The organism is Lysinibacillus sp. EB106-09-02-XG168 (assembly GCF_058791475.1).
Genome location: NZ_JBYTDN010000003.1, coordinates 1,127,856 through 1,144,667, shown reverse-complemented (window position 1 = coordinate 1,144,667; position 16,812 = coordinate 1,127,856). Strand labels below are relative to the sequence as shown.

Annotated in this window: 19 protein-coding genes; all 19 read right to left on the bottom strand. The window is 37.9% G+C overall.

Features of this window, described 5'->3' with window-relative positions:
- Position 1 precedes the first annotated feature (1 nt).
- The 19 genes from AC3WSO_RS06300 to AC3WSO_RS06210 all read right to left on the bottom strand — a co-directional run bounded on the left by AC3WSO_RS06300 (position 2) and on the right by AC3WSO_RS06210 (position 16,806).
- A complete protein-coding gene (locus AC3WSO_RS06300; RefSeq protein ID WP_132357421.1) occupies positions 2-634 on the bottom strand; it encodes a chemotaxis protein CheC in 633 nt (210 codons plus the stop codon).
- 9 nt (positions 635-643) lie between these two features.
- Positions 644-1,090, bottom strand: a complete 447-nt coding sequence (locus AC3WSO_RS06295; protein WP_079560480.1) for a chemotaxis protein CheW — start codon at positions 1,088-1,090, stop codon at positions 644-646.
- Between the two features lie 27 nt (positions 1,091-1,117).
- A complete protein-coding gene (locus AC3WSO_RS06290; protein WP_492529622.1) occupies positions 1,118-3,184 on the bottom strand; it encodes a chemotaxis protein CheW in 2,067 nt (688 codons plus the stop codon).
- Positions 3,185-3,198: 14 nt separating this feature from the next.
- Positions 3,199-4,353, bottom strand: a complete 1,155-nt coding sequence (locus AC3WSO_RS06285; protein WP_492529620.1) for a protein-glutamate methylesterase/protein-glutamine glutaminase — start codon at positions 4,351-4,353, stop codon at positions 3,199-3,201.
- Positions 4,354-5,229 carry a MinD/ParA family protein gene (locus AC3WSO_RS06280; RefSeq protein WP_492529618.1) on the bottom strand — a complete coding sequence of 292 codons (876 nt, stop codon included), beginning with the start codon at positions 5,227-5,229 and terminating at the stop codon, positions 4,354-4,356.
- Positions 5,226-6,422 carry a flagellar biosynthesis GTPase FlhF gene (flhF, locus tag AC3WSO_RS06275; protein ID WP_492529616.1) on the bottom strand — a complete coding sequence of 399 codons (1,197 nt, stop codon included), beginning with the start codon at positions 6,420-6,422 and terminating at the stop codon, positions 5,226-5,228. Before flhF ends, AC3WSO_RS06280 begins: the two co-directional genes overlap by 4 nt.
- Complete coding sequence (gene flhA, locus AC3WSO_RS06270) at positions 6,419-8,452, bottom strand: flagellar biosynthesis protein FlhA (RefSeq protein ID WP_492529614.1); 2,034 nt, start codon at positions 8,450-8,452, stop codon at positions 6,419-6,421. The genes flhF and flhA overlap by 4 nt, the downstream gene beginning before the upstream one ends.
- 23 nt (positions 8,453-8,475) lie before the next feature.
- Positions 8,476-9,564, bottom strand: coding sequence for a flagellar biosynthesis protein FlhB (flhB, locus tag AC3WSO_RS06265; protein WP_492529612.1), 1,089 nt, complete (start codon positions 9,562-9,564; stop codon positions 8,476-8,478).
- Position 9,565: 1 nt separating this feature from the next.
- Positions 9,566-10,342 (bottom strand): flagellar biosynthetic protein FliR, encoded by a 777-nt coding sequence (gene fliR / locus AC3WSO_RS06260; protein ID WP_079560473.1) that lies wholly within the window; start codon positions 10,340-10,342, stop codon positions 9,566-9,568.
- Between the two features lie 4 nt (positions 10,343-10,346).
- Complete coding sequence (gene fliQ, locus AC3WSO_RS06255) at positions 10,347-10,616, bottom strand: flagellar biosynthesis protein FliQ (protein ID WP_337991288.1); 270 nt, start codon at positions 10,614-10,616, stop codon at positions 10,347-10,349.
- A gap of 13 nt (positions 10,617-10,629) precedes the next feature.
- Positions 10,630-11,295 (bottom strand): flagellar type III secretion system pore protein FliP, encoded by a 666-nt coding sequence (gene fliP / locus AC3WSO_RS06250; protein ID WP_197141917.1) that lies wholly within the window; start codon positions 11,293-11,295, stop codon positions 10,630-10,632.
- Positions 11,292-11,957, bottom strand: a complete 666-nt coding sequence (locus AC3WSO_RS06245; protein ID WP_492529609.1) for a flagellar biosynthetic protein FliO — start codon at positions 11,955-11,957, stop codon at positions 11,292-11,294. Before AC3WSO_RS06245 ends, fliP begins: the two co-directional genes overlap by 4 nt.
- A 10-nt stretch (positions 11,958-11,967) precedes the next feature.
- Positions 11,968-12,330, bottom strand: coding sequence for a response regulator (locus tag AC3WSO_RS06240; protein WP_079560469.1), 363 nt, complete (start codon positions 12,328-12,330; stop codon positions 11,968-11,970).
- A 21-nt stretch (positions 12,331-12,351) separates the two neighbouring features.
- Positions 12,352-13,614: a flagellar motor switch phosphatase FliY gene (gene fliY, locus AC3WSO_RS06235; protein ID WP_492529607.1), complete on the bottom strand. Its 1,263-nt coding sequence runs from the start codon at positions 13,612-13,614 to the stop codon at positions 12,352-12,354.
- Positions 13,607-14,602, bottom strand: coding sequence for a flagellar motor switch protein FliM (fliM, locus tag AC3WSO_RS06230; protein ID WP_079560467.1), 996 nt, complete (start codon positions 14,600-14,602; stop codon positions 13,607-13,609). Before fliM ends, fliY begins: the two co-directional genes overlap by 8 nt.
- A gap of 31 nt (positions 14,603-14,633) precedes the next feature.
- Positions 14,634-15,062, bottom strand: a complete 429-nt coding sequence (gene fliL / locus AC3WSO_RS06225; protein WP_079560466.1) for a flagellar basal body-associated protein FliL — start codon at positions 15,060-15,062, stop codon at positions 14,634-14,636.
- Positions 15,052-15,273 carry a flagellar FlbD family protein gene (locus AC3WSO_RS06220; protein ID WP_400934290.1) on the bottom strand — a complete coding sequence of 74 codons (222 nt, stop codon included), beginning with the start codon at positions 15,271-15,273 and terminating at the stop codon, positions 15,052-15,054. The genes fliL and AC3WSO_RS06220 overlap by 11 nt, the downstream gene beginning before the upstream one ends.
- A gap of 115 nt (positions 15,274-15,388) precedes the next feature.
- A complete protein-coding gene (flgG, locus tag AC3WSO_RS06215; RefSeq protein ID WP_492529604.1) occupies positions 15,389-16,357 on the bottom strand; it encodes a flagellar basal body rod protein FlgG in 969 nt (322 codons plus the stop codon).
- Between the two features lie 77 nt (positions 16,358-16,434).
- The gene (locus tag AC3WSO_RS06210) at positions 16,435-16,806 is read right to left on the bottom strand and encodes a TIGR02530 family flagellar biosynthesis protein (RefSeq protein WP_386827015.1); all 372 of its coding nucleotides are present in this window, start codon (positions 16,804-16,806) and stop codon (positions 16,435-16,437) included.
- Positions 16,807-16,812: the final 6 nt, after the last annotated feature.

Here is a 16,812-nt window from a genome sequence, read left to right as displayed (position 1 = left end):
TCTATGAAACTCCTAATGCTTTAAAAATAGCATCAAATGAGTCTGGATCTGGTAATAAGAAGAAATGACCTCTTACTGTTTCCTGATCTTCTACACCGTCTTCAAAAATGGATGTGTTTATGACGATAACATTATCGCTAACGTGTGATAATTCAATCAAGCCAATGCTAATAATGGCACCAAACATGTCAACACTTAGTCCTGGCACAGTCGGATAAATTTTTAAATTCGTAAAGTCAGACAATGCCGATAAATAAGAGCCGGATAAAATATTACCCATTTCCTGCATAGCTGATAACCCTAACTCTGAAACAGGTCGTTTTTTAAAGTCGAATGATTCATCAAATATGAGACGACGGATAAAACGATTTGCTTGTTCAATTGGCAGGATAAAGAACATACTACCTTCGGCATCACCTTCAATGCGTAAATAGATTCCTACTACGACATTTTCGGATCCTCCTGCAAGCTCCATCATGTCATTAAATGACACCATTTCAACCTTTGGTACTCGCATATCAATTTTTTTACCAAGCAAATTGGAAAGTGCTGTCGCAGCATGCGCAGCACCTATATTACCAATTTCCTTTAATACGTCTAAATGTAGTGATGTAATCTTTTGATTATATGTCATTATCGATCCCTACTTTAGTGGATTTAATACTTTCTCTAAATGCAATAAAATTAATAATCGTTTATCTATTTTGGCTACTCCTGAAATAAACTCTTCTTCCAGTGAACCTACTACTTCGGGCTGCGGTTCAATTGAGTCAGCAGGGATGTCTAACACATCATTTGCAGAGTCAACAACGAAACCTACTTCCATATCTTCTAATGAAATAATGATGATGCGTGTTGTTTCTTCATGCTCAGAGATCGGTAATTCAAATCGTTCACGTAAATCAACAATTGGCGTTACGACACCGCGTAGGTTAATAACACCTTTTACGTATTTTTCCGTTTTCGGTACACGGGTAATATGCATTAGTTTTTCAATCCCTTGTACATGTGACACTGGAATCGCATATTCTTTATCTGCTAGTTGAAAAACAATTACTTTAATACTTTCTTGTTCCACTGCGTTTGTCATTGTTTACACCTCTCTTATTCATCCATCTTATTTAATAAGTGCGTTACAATCCACGATTAAGGCAACTTTCCCGTTACCTAAAATTGTTGCACCTGAAATTGCAAAGATATTCGTTAAGTAATTTCCTAATGATTTCAGCACAATTTCTTGTTGGCCAATGAATGAATCCACAACTAAACCAGCAAGTTTCTCACCTTTTCGAACGATGACCACTGAATGGAATTCATCACCCTGTGGTTCTTTGCGAGGTACCTCAAAGATTTCTTCTAAAAATACTAGTGGTACTACTTTGCCACGGAAATCAATTACTTTTTGATTATGTGCATTCATAATTTCTGATGAACGGATAATTGAAGTTTCAATAATTGATGAAAGTGGAATTGCATAAATTTCTTTTTCGATTTCTACTAACATGACAGAAATAATTGATAATGTCAGTGGTAATTGAATCGAGAATATTGAGCCTACATCTTGTGTAGATTCAATCGAAATATTTCCACCCAATGATTCGATTGTTGTTTTAACAACATCCAACCCAACACCTCGACCAGATACGTCAGAAATAACATCTGCTGTTGAAAACCCTGAAGCCAAAATAAGCTCATTAATTTGCTTATCTGACATCGAATAAGATTGTTCTTGTGTAACGATACCTTTAGAAATGGCTTTCGCTAGTACTTTTTCACGGTTAATCCCTGCTCCATCATCTTCAATTTCAATGAAGACATAGTTACCACTATGATAAGCACGCAATACAACTGTTCCTTCTTCTGGTTTACCTTTTGCAAGACGAGTCGTAGGATTTTCGATACCGTGGTCAACAGAGTTACGAATTAAATGGACAAGTGGATCCCCAATTTCATCGATTACTGTACGATCTAGCTCTGTTTCAGCACCAATAATTTCGAGGTTAATTTTCTTGTTTAGATCACGTGATAACTGACGAATCATTTTCGGGAAGCGATTGAATACTGTTTCAACCGGAACCATACGCATCGTTAAAATAATCGTTTGTAAGTCACCCATGACACGACTCATGCGCTCTACTGTTTCATTTAACTCTCCATGATTAACCTCAGTTGCAATAGACTGTAGTCGTCCTCGATCGATAACAAGCTCTTCAAATAGATTCATTAATATATCAAGTCGATCGATATTCACACGAATTGTTTTATTACCAACAGGCGCATGGCTTTTATCAGCCTTAGCAGGAGCCGCTGCTGTTGCAGGTTTAGGTGCTGCACTATTTTTTTCAGGAACCTTAGCAGGTGTAGCCTCTACTTCTACCGTTGCTGTTGCTGCTACTTCTTGAATGGCTTGTTCTTTTTCACTATGTTGTTTTGGATCAATAGCAGCGACAATCACTTCATCAACTTCTGAAACTTTCATAATCTTCTTCTGCATATCCTCAGCGGATTCTTTTGTTACAAAAGCTACGTAAAATTGTTGATCGAACTGTTCGTCTTCAAGCTTTTCTACAGATGGACTTGATTTAATAACTTCTCCATCTTTTTCTAAAATCTCAAACACCATAAATACTCGTGCTGCTTTTAAAAGACAGTCCTCACGTAATTTCACTGAAATTTCAAATGCATTGAAACCTTGCTCAGCAGATTGTGAAATAACTGTTTGCTCAAAGCCGTCATACTCTAATGTACTTGTTACAGCTGGAGTTGGTGTCTCAGTTGTTCCTACCACTTCAGGAATCGCTTCTTCACCTAATTCAATACGCTTTAATTGTGCAACAGTTGAAGATACATCACGTTTTCCATCTCCGCCATTTGCAATATCCATCACCATTTCTTCTAGATGGTCTACAGACTCAAAAACAACATCTAAAATTTCAGGAGATACATGGATTTTTTCGTTTCGGATCGCATCCAACACATTTTCCATTTTATGAGTTAAATCCGCTAAATCTTCAAAGCCCATTGTTGCAGACATACCTTTTAACGTATGCGCAGAGCGGAAAATTTCTCCGACAATTGCCAAATCATCTGGATTTTTTTCTAGTTCTAATAAATGTTCACTACATGCTTGTAAATGGTCTTTACTTTCTTCAATAAACATCTCTAAATATTGATTGACTTCCATAAGAGGACACCCCTTTAAGGCAAATATTTCATTATTGTTTGTGCAATATCATCTACATCTGCTACTTCATCGACAAGCTGCGTTTCCACTGCCGCTTTCGGCATACCATACACAATGCAAGTTTCTGCTGACTCAGCGATTGCCATCACATTTCCAGTACTTTTTAGTGTTTTTAGTCCGTCAGATCCATCATGGCCCATACCCGTCATAATAACAGCCACTTTATCAAAATCTTTAAATTGGCTCACATCTTCAAACATCACATCTACTGAAGGTCGATGTCCAGATCTAGGTGGTTCATTATTATCAAGGACTATACCAAAGGAGGTACCTATTTTTCTAAGTTTTAAATGATACCCACCAGGGGCAATATACGCTACTCCATTTTGCAGAATATCACCTTGCTCAGCTTCTTTCACGGTAATCTCACTCAATTGGTCCAGACGATTAGCAAGAGATTTTGTAAATCCTGCCGGCATATGCTGGACAATTAAAATAGGAGCTTGAATTGACTTTGGGATTTTTGTAATTACTTCTTGTAAAGCTCTAGGCCCGCCTGTGGAGGTACCTATCAGTACAATTTTTCGACCTACTTTACTCCATTCTACATGTGGCTTTGATAGTTCTGCCCTTGTCGGAAAAACATTGTCAGAAGGAGTCGCCCTGTCTTCACTAAGTGAATTTCTTCTAATGATACTCGCTTGTAATGGCTGTTCTTGTTGTCTTTTAGTACTAGAAGGTTTCTTTAATTTCGAAATAGGTACCAATGATGCTTGTTCAACCTTGTGGACAAGTTCAGTTTGGATTTTATGTAAATCAAGAGAAATTGTTCCGCTCGGCTTTGCGACAAAATCTACTGCCCCAAATTCAATTGCCGATAAGGCATTTTCTGCTCCTCGTTGAGTTGTACTAGAGAGCATAACAACAGGTACTGGACATACAGTCATAATTTCTTTTAAAGCATCAAGCCCATTCATTTCAGGCATCTCAATATCCATCGTCACAACTGTTGGCTGCAATGTTTGAATCTTTTTTACCGCATCTTTCCCATTTCGTGCTGTTCCAACTACTTCAACCTTCGAGTTGCCAACAAAAAAGTCACTAATTAGCTTTCGCATAAAAGCAGAATCATCAACAACTAATAGCTTGCTTTTATGTAAAAAGTCCAATTAATCACGTCCTTTCGAAAAAATATTTCTTAATTTTGTTAAAAATTTACCTGCTGACTGATCATGTGCATGAACTTCTTCCTCACGGTGTTCCATAAAACGCGCCACTATAAGTTGAAGTGTCTTTGTAATAAGTGCGTCTGGATAGGCTAGTGAAAAAGGCACCTGCTCACGCACAGCCTTACGCACGGCAGAATCTTCAGGTAATGAGCCTAGTATCGTAACCTCTTTGTCCAAAAACCGTTTCATCGTACGCTTTAGTCGCTCATTGGTTTCCAGCCCTTCTTCTTTACTATAGGCTCGGTTACAGAGTACATAAAATTGCTTGTCCGCATCTCGCATATGAATATATTTCATCATTGAATAAGCGTCTGTTATAGATGTTGGCTCTGCCGTAGATAAAACAATAATTTCATCTATAGAAGTTAATAAATCTAATGACCAATTAGTTGCTCCTGCACCCATATCGAACAAAATGTAATCAAAGCTTTGTTGAAGCTGTTCAAATGCGTGAACGAGTCTTTCAAACATTGCCTCTGACCATTCTAAGACGCCCGACATACCAGACCCACCTGAAATATACCTCAAATTGTAAGGACCTTCAAATATTACATCATCTAGTGACTCATTTCCTTCCAAGTAATCTTTTAAACTATAAGAAACATTTTTTCCAATTAAAATATTGATATTGCCCATACCAATATCCATATCAACGATGACGACTTTTTTCCCTTTATTGGCCAATGTAATGGCAAAATTCGTTGTGAAGTTACTTTTACCAACCCCACCTTTGCCGCTTACAACCGCAATTGCCCTACCTAATTCACCCTGCTGTTTCAACATTTTCAAGCGTAATGTTTCAGCTTGGTCTCTCATTTTTCTTCACCTTGAAAAAATAAATTTAGTACTGCTTCTAGATCAGCTTCTTCAATATCTTCTGGTACTTCTTGACCATTCGTATAGTAAGCAAGTCCCTTATTATATTTAATCATTAAATTAATCATTGTGCCAATAGAATTTGTTTCATCAATCTTTGTAAAAATAAATTTTTCAACTGGTAATTGCTTAAATTGCTCGATAATGTTTGACATGTCCTTTTCTTTTGTTGTCATTGCAAGTACTAAGAAGGACTCTGCTTGATCATCAAATTTTATAAGACGCTGTAAATCGTCTACATATTTTACTTCTTTATAATTGCGACCTGCTGTATCTATAAACACTATATCTAAATGGGCCAATCGGTGAATTGCTTGTTCAAAATCTGTTGCATTATAGGCAATTTCGACAGGAGCCTGTAATAGTCCAGCATACGTTTTTAATTGCTCAATTGCGGCAATACGGTAAGTATCTGTCGTGATAAATCCTACTTTTTTCTTTTTTTCTAAAACTGCTCTAGCAGCCATTTTAGCAATTGTCGTAGTCTTGCCGACACCTGTTGGTCCTAACACATTAATATATTTTTTTTCATAGGATATACCTCCAATTGGTAGATCCTCTAACTCTTTGCGTAATAAGCTTTTCGTAATCATCTTACATTGAGAAAAATTGATGTCTGACGCTTCTTTGACATGCGTAAAAAGCTCATCACCAATCGTTGTGATGAGCTCCTCACTTAGCTCTTGCTGTCTTAAGTATTCAATGAAGGATAAGAGTTCATCTGGATATTGATCTTGAATAGTCTTCTTATGCATCGAATGCATTAAAGATTTTAAATCTGCAATTTCCTTCCTCAAATCTTCAGAAATGCTGGTTTCCCCATGTAAGGGCGCATCATTCTGTGGCTGTACTTGGTGTATTTTAGCTTGAACAGCGTTCGTAATCTCTTGTAACCTTGCATTTTCCTGTTTAGTTGTTGATGTAGGTAAAGCTACAGGTGCTGGAGCCATATTACTTGGCTCCATTGAATCGATACCTGCAACAACCTCAAAGCTCTTCTTTTTAATGATTCCAAAAAACTTTTTTGTAACGACTACTTTTGAGTTCAAAATGACAGCGTCCTCACCTAATTCAGCACGCACAAGCTTCATCGCTTCTGGTATGGAGGATGCATAATATTTTTTCATTTTCATTCAACATTCACCACCCCAACACTTTGAATTTCAACCGTAGCATCAAGTTCGTTGTAAGATAGAACTGGAATTTGCGGGAAATAGCGCTCCGTAAGTTGACGTAAATACATACGAACTGCTGGAGAGCATAAAATAATAGCAGATTGTTCCATAAAGGAAACGCGTTCTACTTCTGCAGCAATGGTCTCTAAAATCGTTTGAGAATCTTGTGGATCCATCGCTAAATAATTTCCATGATCCGTTTGTTGAATACTATCAGCAATTAATTTCTCTACTTTACCGGAAACAGTAATAACTTTTAATGATGAGCTGTCCCCTACGTATTGAGAAGTAATTTGACGTGCCAATGCTTGACGTACATACTCAGTTAATATATCGGTATCACTCGTTAACTTTGCATAGTCTGCTAGCGTCTCAAAAATAATTGGTAAGTTTCGCACTGAAACATTTTCTCGTAGAAGTTTACCTAGTACTTTTTGAATTTCTCCAGTCGATAATGGAGCAGGTGTTAACTCTTCAACTAAAATTGGATGCGTTTCTCGTAAATGATCGATTAACTGCTTCGTCTCTTGACGACCGAGTAATTCATAAGCATTTGCACGAATCATTTCCGTTAAGTGAGTCGACACAACACTCGGTGGGTCAACAACTGTGTAGCCAAACATTTCGGCATCCTCTTTCACTTGCTCCGTAATCCATTTTGCAGGTAGGCCAAATGACGGTTCAACCGTGTCAATTCCTTCGATAGAATCATCATCTCCTGGACTCATTGCTAAATAATGATCAAGCAGAAGTTCACCACGTGCCATTTCATTACCCTTTATTTTGATTCGATATTCATTTGGTTGTAATTGAATATTATCGCGAATACGCACAACTGGAATGACAATCCCTAATTCTAAGGCTAACTGTCGACGTATCATAATAACTCGATCTAATAAATCTCCGCCTTGAGCAGCATCTACTAACGGTATTAATCCATAGCCAAATTCAAACTCAATTGGGTCCACATTTAATAAATTCACAACGTTTTCAGGGCTCTTCATGCCGTCTGTTGCCACTTCTTCCTCAATTTCAAGTAATTCTTCTTCATCTTCTGGTTTCTTATGATCCATCATATAAGCACCAGCAATTAGTGAAATACCAATTGGAAGTGTAATTAAATTAGGTATTGGCGTAAATAATCCAAGTAAAACAATTGTACCACCTGCTACATAAAGCAGTTTCGCTTGAGCAAAAAGCTGCCCTGTAATATCTTCACCCAGACTTCCTTTAGAAGATGCACGTGTTACGACAATCCCTGTCGCTGTAGAAATCAGTAGCGCAGGAATTTGGGAGACAATACCGTCTCCCACTGTTAACTTAGAAAAATGGTTTGCTGCTTCTGCAAATGGAAGCCCCATCTGCACAACACCGATGATGATACCAAATAATAAGTTGATAATAACCATGACCATTGAGGCAATGGCATCCCCTTTTACGAATTTTGTGGCACCATCCATCGCTCCGTAGAAGTCCGCTTCACCCGCTACTTTCTCGCGTCGTTCACGTGCTTCCCGCTCAGAAATAACTCCTGCATTTAAGTCAGCATCAATACTCATTTGTTTACCTGGCATCGCATCAAGTGTGAAACGTGCTGCTACTTCTGCTACACGCTCCGCTCCTTTTGTAATAACGATAAACTGAATTAACACAAGAATTAAAAATACAACTAAACCAACTAGTACATTCCCGCCGACTACAAAATCCCCAAACGTTTCTACAACAGAACCAGCATCACCTTTTGCTAAAATGGCACGTGTTGTAGAAACACTCAGTCCGAGTCGGAACAAAGTTAACAATAAAATAACTGAAGGAAAAATCGAAAAGTCTAGCGCTTCCTTCATACTCATTGCTGTTAAAAGTACGATTAATCCTAATGTAATATTAATGACGATTAAGAAACTTAACATCCACGGAGGAAGAGGGATGATGAGCATTGCAACGATTAAAATAACCGCACCTAATACCCCTATATCGCGAACTTTCATTTGTGTCCCTCCTACTAAAAGCTTTAAATTTTCCGCTTAATTCGATAAACATAAGCAAGCACTTCTGCTATTGCTTTGAAAAACTCTTCTGGTACTTGATCGCCAATTTCTACTTGATCGTACATTGCCCGTGCTAATGGTCTATTTTCAACCATAACCACATCATGTTCTTTCGCAATCAGTTTAATTTTTTGAGCGATAAAGTCCGTACCCTTTGCAACAATGCGTGGGGCGTCCATACTTTCATCATCATATTTGATGGCAATCGCATAGTGAGTTGGGTTTGTTATGACAACATCGGCGTTTGGAACCTCTGACATCATTCGACGCATCGCCATTTCGCGTTGGCGTTGTTTAATTTTCGATTTTATCAGCGGATCGCCCTCACTATTTTTATATTCATCTTTAATGTCTTGTTTAGACATTTTAAGATTTTTTTCGTAATCATGTTTTTGATACATCCAGTCTAAAAGGGATACACATAGTAAGACGAGCGAAGCAGCAATCCCCATGATACCAACAAGCTTACCCACTGTAATAAGAGTCATCCATGGGCTTTTAAAGGATAACGCCAAAACTTCAGGTAAATTTGTCCAAACGATAATTGTCGTAACGCCACCTATGAAGCCAATCTTTAATACCGACTTGAGAAGCTCTATAATGGCTTTTACAGAAAATATTTTTTTCAACCCTTTGATCGGGTCCATTTTTTTTAAATCAAACTTCATCGGCTCTAATGTAAATAGGAAACCGAACTGTAGGAAGTTACCTGCTAATGCTCCTACAAATGCAATTCCCATTATTGGGACAATAATAAAAGCCATTTGCACTAATGTTTCTGTAAATAGGCCCATCACGCTATCAATTGTTAGTGTTTCTACCCGTATGTTATGAATAAAAGTTTGCCTGAAAAAAGCTAAAAGATCGTCTCGCAGTGAACCTGCAAAGAAGAATAAAAAGATAAATACCATGAGCATGACAATCGCACTGGAAATATCCTGACTTTTGACAACCTGACCTTTTTTCCGAGCATCTTGTCGTTTTTTAGGCGTCGCCTTTTCCGTTTTCTCTCCCGCAAAATACTGTAAATCTAAATCCAGCAGTAGCAACATTTTACCCACCACCTAAAATAGCCATTACATCACGCATAGCATAAATCATAATGGTAATAAGCTTTTGAATAACTTGAATCATTACAGCCATCATTGTAAATAACACTAGAAAACTAACGCCTATTTTAATAGGAAAACCGACAACAAAAATATTTAATTGTGGTACAGTTTTCGCTGTGATCCCTAGCGCCAAGTCGACTAAAAATAAAGTTGCTACAACAGGAGCAGCCATTTGAAAGGCAATCGCAAAAACAGCCGTAAATGTTGTAATGATAAACTCTATATAACCTTCATTTGCGAAATTAGGAAATCCTTGATCCATCGGTAAAAATTGATAACTATAATAAATTCCATCGAGAATCATATGATGTCCATTGATAGCTAGAAGGAAAAGTAATGCTAGCGTATTAAAAAATTGTCCGATCAATGGACTTTGTGCACCTGTTTGCGGGTCAATAATATTAGCAATGGCAAAACCCATTTGAAAATCTATAAAGCTTCCGGCAATTTGAATTGCCGACATGATGATATAGCCTACTAAACCGAGTAACAGTCCAATGAGCGCTTCTTTCATCACTAAAAGTATGTAATCACCATTAAATACAAATGGTTCGACGTCAATTGTGTAATACATCATCCAAGCTAAAACTAATGCGAGAGTTATTTTAACTTGTGGCGGAATCGTTCTGTACGAGAAAAAAGGCACCGTGACAAAAAATGCCGATACGCGCACAAGTACTAATAAAAAAACCGTAAAATGCGGGATTAATTCATTCATCTACTCACCCTATATAACGCGTTAAATTCTCAAAAATGTCTCTCGCATAGCTAGTCACTTGTGATAACATCCAAGGACCGAAAAATACGATGGCTGCTAACACAGCGATGATTTTTGGAACGAATGCTAAAGTTTGCTCTTGAATCGATGTTGTTGCCTGAAAAATACTTACCGCTAAACCAGTGATTAAAGCAACTAATAGTAGCGGACCGCTTGTTAGAAGGATAATCATAATGGCACGCTCTGCAATTGAAATAACCAATTCACCTGTCATACTGTATCATCCCCTAAAAACTTTGTAGTAATGATTTCATCACAAGATACCAACCATCCACGAGTACAAATAATAAAATCTTAAACGGCAATGAAATCATTACCGGTGGTAACATCATCATCCCCATCGACATTAGCGTACTTGCGACAATCATGTCGATTACTAGGAATGGAATAAAAATCATAAAGCCGATTTGAAACGCTGTTTTAATCTCACTCAATGCAAAAGCAGGTACTAGCATTGTAAGAGGAATTTCTTCTACAGATGCTGGCCTTTCTGCCTTATTATACTTTAAAAATAAATCCAGATCCTTTTGCCTTGTATGCTTACTCATAAACTCTTTAAAAGGCTCACTGGCACGATCATATGCTTCTTCAATGCCAATTTCCTCGGAAAACAATGGCTGTAATGCCTCTTTGTTAACCTCTTGAAATGTTGGGGCCATGATAAAGAAAGTTAAAAATAAAGCAAGACCTACAATGACCTGGTTTGGTGGCATTTGCTGTGTTGCCAATGCAGTACGCGTAAACGATAACACAATAACAATTCGCGTAAACGATGTCATCAAAATTAAAATACTTGGTGCCAGTGACAGGACTGTTAACATCAATAGAAGCTTCACAGAGCTGGAGACATTTGTCGGGTCGCTGTTGGAAAAAATACTGATTACATCATTCATTTATCATCATTCTCCTTTTGCTTCCATTTCTCCAGTTCTTCATTGCGCTCCTGTTTAATTTCGGAAATCTTTTTTTCGAACATCTCACCAAAAGAGGTTTGTTTTTGCTGTACGGATGAACTCTCATTATTATTTCTCTTAAACTTAGATAATACTTCTGCAATATACGGTGATGTTGCTGCAAGTTCTTGTCGTTCATTATATAGTGCTAAAAGTGTTGCAACTTCATCAGGATCAGTAATTTCACGTAATAGCTGGACATCCTCTCCGACCCCAACTAAATAGAGTGTTTTACCTACTTGTAATAGTTGTACTGACTTTTGGGCGCCTAGTGATAAACCGCCTAAATTTTGTACTAATTGATTACGTTGAAAGTTTAAATTTCTTTTATTTAAAAACTTCATTAACCCATAAAATAAAGCTACAACAAAAATAAGCGCCAAAACCATTTTTATGTATTCCCACGCAGATAAGCCTCCAGCCGCTGGTACATCTGAATCTTTCTTAGCAGCTGGAGTACTATCTTCTTTACAATCTCCTTTAATGCAGTCGCTCACAAAATTCGTGTCAGATTCTGCATATACAGAAGTCGTTGTAGGGTACAAAAACAGGAAGGATACAAGAAATGCGAAAATCATCGTTAGACGAAATGATTTTAACATTTGCATTCAATCATCCTAGAGCTTTTTGAATCGCTTCAATTACACGATCAGCTTGGAAAGGTTTCACAATAAAATCTTTCGCACCTGCTTGAATTGCATCGATTACCATTGCTTGTTGTCCCATTGCCGAACACATAATGACAGTTGCATTTGGATGTGAACCCTTAATTGCTTTAAGAGCTGCAATACCGTCCATCTCTGGCATTGTAATATCCATTGTTACTAAATCTGGCTTTAATTCGTTGTACTTTTCAACAGCCTGTAAACCATCAGCTGCCTCCCCAACAACTTCAAATCCATTTTTTGATAAAATATCCTTGATCATCATGCGCATGAATGCAGCATCGTCTACAATCAAAATTCTTTTAGACATGGTTAACTCCTCCAATTGAAACTATCTTAAATTATTCAAACGCTCTGCTTGACTTAAAACATCTGTAATACGGACACCGAAGTTTTCATCAATAACAACGACTTCACCTTTAGCTATTAAACGGCTATTAACTAAAATATCAACTGGTTCACCAGCTAATTTATCTAGTTCAATAATCGAACCACTAGATAGTTCTAATATCTCTTTTACAGAACGCTTTGTACGTCCTAACTCTACAGTAACTTGCAATGGAATATCAAGTAGCATATTTAAATTTCTAGCTTCAGATTGCGAGATAACATTCGGATCAAAACTAGCAAACTGTGCTTGTTGAACATTGACCGGTTGAACAGGTCTTGTTGCTTGCGGAATCTGCTGTGGCTCTTGATACATTGGTTGCTGCACCGGCGCTGGCTGCTGTTGATATACTGGCTGCGCAGGCGGTGGTGTTACAGGTGCTTGTTGTTGCATAGGCGCTTGCGCTTGTTGTTGGACAGGCGCTTGTTGTTGAACAGGCGACGGTGCTACTGGCGCTTCAGGTGCTAGTGTTGCAGCCACAGGTTCCTCGATTGATTCTGTTTCACCTAATAGAGATTTAACAATGTTTTGACTAAATTTCAGCGGTAATAATTGCATGATATTCGAATCAATTAAATTACCAATTCTCAATCTGAACGATACTTTTACGAGTAAATCATCTTCAGGAATATTTTCTCGTCCTTCATTTTGAGAAATATTCATTAAATCGATAGTAGGTGGAGAAATATCCACTTTTTTATTAAATACTGTCGACATTGAAGTAGCCGCTGAACCCATCATTTGATTCATAGCTTCTTGCACGGCACTTAGCTGAATCTCACCTAAATCAGGTTTCGGATTTAAGCCATCTCCACCTAACATTAAATCAGCAATAATCGCTGCATCGGATTGCTTAATAACGAGTAAATTCATACCTGTTAATCCGATTGTATATTCAACCTGTACTGCTACATAAGGATGAGGAAATTCCTCTTCTAATTTATTACGGTTAATCATTGAAATACTTGGGGTAGTAATATCTACCTTTTGCCCTAGTAACGCTGAAAGCGCTGTGGCAGAGCTTCCAAAAGATATATTTCCTACTTCACCTAACGCATCTTGGGCAAACGAATCGAGGTAATCCTCTACTCTTAAATCATTCATATCCTCATTTGTAGAAGCTTCAGTGCCGCTGTTTTTATCTTCCAACGTTTCGCCCCTTAATAACGCTTCAATTTCTTCTTGGGAGAGCATTTCATCACTCATCTTCGTCTCCTCCTTTCAAAGGGTCGATAATCTGGATTGCTAATTTTTTACCTTGTTTTCCTGGTTGAACCGTAAATTTCGGTAATGTACCAACCTTTAATAGTAGTGGGTCTTCAATTTTTTGTTCTAATTGAATGACATCCCCAATCTGCATAGTGAGGAAATCCTCAATGGTAATGTCGGTAATACCTAGTTCAACAGAAACCGGTAGTTGTGCTTGTTTCACGCTTGTTTCAAGCATTTTTGTTTGCTCTGGAGACATCTCTTTTGTATTTGCCTGCATCCAGTAGCGAACAGAAAGATTTGGAACAATAGGCTCCAATACAACATGCGGAATACAAATATTGATCATACCGCTTGTCTCACCGATTATCGTATTTAAGGAAATAACGACAACCGTTTCATTTGGCGAAATCATTTGTAAAAATTGAGGGTTGACCTCAAGCTCTACTAAAATCGGATCAATTTCCGCAACATTCTCCCATGCCTCGCGTAAATTGTCGAATGAGCGCTCAAAAAGGTTTGTCATAATTTTAGTTTCAATTTCTGTTAAGTTATCCACATTACTATGACTCGCCCCACTACCGCCCATTAAACGATCTAACATAGAGTAGGCAATATTTGGGTTTATTTCCATTAAGATATTACCATCTAATGGCGGCACTTCAAACACATTAATGAGTGTCATATTCGGAATCGAACGTACAAACTCTTCAAATGGTATTTGGTCCACTGATGCAACAGTAATCTGCACATAGCTTCTCAGCTGTGCAGAAAAGAAGGTTGTCAGTAATCGTGCAAAATTTTCATGTATTCGGGTCAAACTTCGGATTTGATCTTTTGAGAAACGTAGTGCACGTTTAAAGTCATACACTTTAACCTTACGCACCTCGTCCTCTTTTTTTATATCATCAGCTGACATTTCCCCCGTTGATATTGCGGAAAGCAGCGCATCTATCTCTGATTGAGATAATACATCTCCTGCCATTTGCCCACCTCCATTTCAAGCAGTTTCTTTATTATTGTGTGATGAAGGAGGTAATATAAATTTCCTGAACTTCTCCCTCTTGCATCAATTCATTTAATCGTGTTTTTAATGATTGTTGGAAAATTTGTTTACCTTTCTTACCTTCTAAATCCTTTTGCTCCATTTCTGAAAGCTCTTGAATAACAATGTTTTTCACTTGGAAATCACGCTTCGTTAACTCAGTACCAGCATCTTTATTTGTTGTTTGAATTTTTAACGATATGCGTACAATTTTGTTATCAGCTAGATTCGTCGTAATTTCCGGAATTTCTACAGAAGCTTCTACGATTTCATCAATGGTTGGCTCAAGAGATCCTGCTGGCTTATTAAATTGGGTATATAACACAAACCCAATTCCCCCGATAAGTATGATTGCTACTAGTACGATGATAATCATCGTTAACACTTTGTTATTCTTCATCTTCTTCACCTCGTAGATGCGGGTTTGATAGTATTTGTATATTTTTATAAAAGGCTGATACCTTTTGTCGCACCTCATCTTCACTCTGTAAAACAATGATTTTAGTTCCAGTCGTCAATGTAATGGTCGTATCTGGAAAAGATTCGACCGTTTCTATGTATAAAGCATTCAATGTAAATGCTTTGCCATTTAAACGTGTTAATTCAATCATTGAAATAGGGCCGGGTCTAGCTCGAGAGCCGGCCCGACCCTCCCTCATATGAAATTATGTTTTTAGTTTTGAGCATTTTGAAATCTTAACTGGTATTTCTTTACTTACTAGTTACTTAGCGTTTTAAATTCACAAGCTCTTGAAGAATTTCATCAGAAGTTGTGATAATACGCGTATTTGCTTGGAAACCACGTTGTGCCACAATCATCTCCGTAAATTCTTCAGATAAGTCAACGTTAGACATTTCTACCTTTCCAGCAGCAACACTACCCATACCTGCTACAGTAGCTACTTGTGCATACGCTACGCCTGAGTTCGTTGTTTGTTGATAGTAATTGCCTCCTACTTTAGCAAGACCACCAGCATTCGGGAATTTAGCCATTATCAACTGTCCAGCCCACTGTAGTTTGCCATTTAAATCTGTATAAGTAATAGTACCATCAGGCCCAATATTTACTTCTTTAGCTGTTGGTGGGATACGAATAGGTCCTACATCACCCTCAGCAGGTGTTAACTCTCCAGCATCATCAAATAAATTAGCACCTTCATCACCAGATGCTTTTGGTTTATCTGCCTCTAAAATACCTGTATCATCCTTCTCGATAACAAGCGCATCGCCAGCCGTTACACCAACTAAATATTTCCCATCAGCATTAACTAGGTAGCCATTGTTGTCCATGTAGAAAATACCATTACGTGTAAATAACGTGTTATTGAATCCCTCTTCATCAATAAATCCTGTAGTTTCGTCTGGAGAGCCATTCGCATCAGCCACCATAAAGAAACCCTCGCCTTCAATACCTAAATCTAATCCACGTCCTGTTTGCTGTAAGGATCCGCCACCGTGGATAGTATCGATAGCTGCTAATTGTGAACCTAAACCTACTTGTTGTGGGTTTACGCCTCCACGCGTCGCAGTAGACCCTGATGCACCTGCCTGTGTTTGAGACATTAAGTCTTTAAAATTAACACGCCCCTTTTTAAAACCAACTGTATTAACGTTAGCAATATTATTACCAATAACGTCTAGTTTTGTTTGGAAGTTTTTAAGACCTGAAATACCTGAATACATAGAACGTAACATAATGTCGTTCTCCCTTCATTTATATTGTGTGCCTCTATCAATCAGCACACATAGGCTTCCTTTCAAAGGTCCAGCCCTTATAGCACTATTGTGCCATCAATATTTGTAAATATTTGTTGTTTCGCTTCCGTGCGGTCCATTGCTGTAATGACAGTTGCGTTTTTAGCGCTGACAATTAGAGCTGCTTGATCCATCAAGACTAATGGTTGTTTGACACCTTTTGAGTGTGCTTCAAATACCTTGTCCGATACAACCTGCCATTCTTGTTCAGAAATCGCTATCTTTCGCTCCATAATACGTTCATGGGCATGCTTACTCACTTTTAACTCTTGTTGATTGGTAGCCTCTTGTAAATGAGCTTTAAACGATTGCTGTGATTTTATTGGCGTAGGTTGTGTCTGGCGAATAGATGGATGCAATGGTACACGATGTATCGAAAACTTATCCATCATTTT